This window comes from Ruegeria sp. BHSC043, assembly GCF_059612985.1.
Window position 1 is genome coordinate 1 of sequence record NZ_JBXWRS010000033.1, and the last position, 2,500, is coordinate 2,500.

The 2,500-nt window shown below is 54.6% G+C and carries 1 tRNA gene and 2 rRNA genes (1 of these 3 cut by a window edge); all 3 read right to left on the reverse strand.

From position 1 onward, the window contains the following. Nucleotide 1: 1 nt before the first annotated feature. Nucleotides 2-78, reverse strand: a tRNA-Met gene (locus tag AC2FMM_RS18295). An 87-nt stretch (nt 79-165) separates the two neighbouring features. Further along, nucleotides 166-280, reverse strand: a 5S ribosomal RNA gene (rrf, locus tag AC2FMM_RS18300). A 192-nt stretch (nt 281-472) separates the two neighbouring features. Next, a 23S ribosomal RNA gene (locus AC2FMM_RS18305) occupies nt 473-2,500 on the reverse strand (it continues 800 nt past the right edge of the window).

A 2,500-nucleotide genomic window follows, 5' to 3' on the forward strand; every position in this document is an offset into this window, starting at 1 on the left:
TTGGTTGCGGGGAGAGGATTTGAACCTCTGACCTTCAGGTTATGAGCCTGACGAGCTACCTGGCTGCTCCACCCCGCGCCATTTTTTTGGCGTTCGGCCTGCAGAGATTTTTTGAGGCCGTTTTTTGATTTTTTGATCGTTTAGAGAGTTTGGGGATTTTTCTAGGTTTGGCGGTGACCTACTCTCCCGGGGCTTGAGCCCAAGTACCATTGGCGCTGCAGCACTTAACTTCCGGGTTCGGGATGGGACCGGGTGTTTTGCTTGCGCTATGACCACCAAACCGAGGAAAATCCCCAGGTCGACTTTCTTGCGAGCAAGAAAGCGACGGGTGGCAGACAGCGTCTTTTGCTTGCAAAAGGCGCGTTGCCACTCGGTTGTATAATCAATCAATATCGCGGCTTGGTGCTGCGACGCTATCCATTGTCAAGGTCGGTGTATGCTTTTGGTTTGATTTGTCTTTCTGTTACTGGATCAAATCAAGCCTATCGGGCGATTAGTACCGGTCAACTGAACGCATTGCTGCGCTTACATCTCCGGCCTATTGACGTGGTGGTCTTCCACGGCCCTCAGGGAGACCTTGTTTTGAGGGGGGCTTCCCGCTTAGATGCCTTCAGCGGTTATCCTGTCCGATCATAGCTACCCTGCACTGCCGTTGGCACGACAACAGGTCCACCAGTGGATCGTTCACCCCGGTCCTCTCGTACTAGGGGCAACTCCTCTCAAGTCTCCTACACCCACGGCAGATAGGGACCGAACTGTCTCACGACGTTCTAAACCCAGCTCACGTACCTCTTTAAACGGCGAACAGCCGTACCCTTGGGACCTGCTCCAGCCCCAGGATGAGATGAGCCGACATCGAGGTGCCAAACACTGCCGTCGATATGGACTCTTGGGCAGTATCAGCCTGTTATCCCCGGCGTACCTTTTATCCGTTGAGCGATGGCCCTTCCACTCGGGACCACCGGATCACTATGGCCGTCTTTCGACTCTGCTCGACTTGTCAGTCTCGCAGTCAGGCTGGCTTCTGCCATTGCACTCAACGAGCGATTTCCGACCGCTCTGAGCCAACCTTCGCGCGCCTCCGTTACGCTTTAGGAGGCGACCGCCCCAGTCAAACTACCCGCCACGCAGGGTCCCGGATCCGGATGACGGACCGCGGTTAGACATCAAGAATGCAAAGGGTGGTATCTCAAGGGAGGCTCCACAGGAACTGGCGTCCCTGCTTCGAAGCCTACCACCTATCCTGCACATTGCAGTCCTGATGCCAGTGCGAAGCTGTAGTAAAGGTGCACGGGGTCTTTCCGTCTAACCGCGGGAAGCCTGCATCTTGACAGGCAATTCAATTTCGCTGAGTCGATGTTGGAGACAGCGGGGAAGTCGTTACGCCATTCGTGCAGGTCGGAACTTACCCGACAAGGAATTTCGCTACCTTAGGACCGTTATAGTTACGGCCGCCGTTTACCTGGGCTTCAATTCAAGGCTCTCACCTCTCCTTTTAACCTTCAGGCACCGGGCAGGCGTCAGACCCTATACGTCGTCTTGCGACTTCGCAGAGCCCTGTGTTTTTAATAAACAGTCGCCACCCCCTGGTTTGTGCCCCCAGCCCCTAGTTGCCTAGGAACCGGGCCTCCTTCTCGCGAACTTACGGAGGTATTTTGCCGAGTTCCTTCAACATCGTTCTCTCAAGCGCCTTGGTATGCTCTACCAGTCCACCTGTGTCGGTTTAGGGTACGGTCTGATAGGAGGGCTATTTCCAGGAACCTCTCAGCAGCCCAGTCAATCCGATAAGACTGAACTACACCCGAGATCCGTCACCACTCCACGGCCCAGGAATATTAACCTGGTTCCCATCGCCTACGCCTTTCGGCCTCGGCTTAGGGGCCGGCTTACCCTGCTCAGATTAGCTTTAAGCAGGAACCCTTGGACTTTCGGCGAGAGTGTCTCTCACACTCTTTGTCGCTACTCATGTCATCATTCTCACTAGTGATCTCTCCACCGGATGGCTCACGCCCCGGCTTCATCGAAAGCCTCTCTCCTCCAATACGCCCGAAGACGTGAAGGAGGAATGAGACTATGTCACACTACGCTCTGCTACCATGCCTTACGGCATCCGAAGCTTCGGCTCATGGCTTGAGCCCCGTTACATCTTCGCCGCAGGACAACTTGTTTAGACCAGTGAGCTGTTACGCTATCTTTAAAGGATGGCTGCTTCTAAGCCAACCTCCTGGTTGTTTTGGTCGTCCCACCTGCTTTCCCACTTAGCCATGAATTGGGGGCCTTAGCTGTCGGTCAGGGTTGTTTCCCTCTCCACTACGGACGTTAGCATCCGCAGTGTGTCTGCCATCTAGTACTCCCGGGTATTCGGAGTTTGGTTAGGATCAGTAAGCCTGTGGGGCCCCATTACCCATCCAGTGCTCTACCCCCCGGGGTATTCGGATGACGCTCTACCTAAATAGATTTCGCAGAGAACCAGCTATCTCCGAGTTTGATTGGCCTTTCA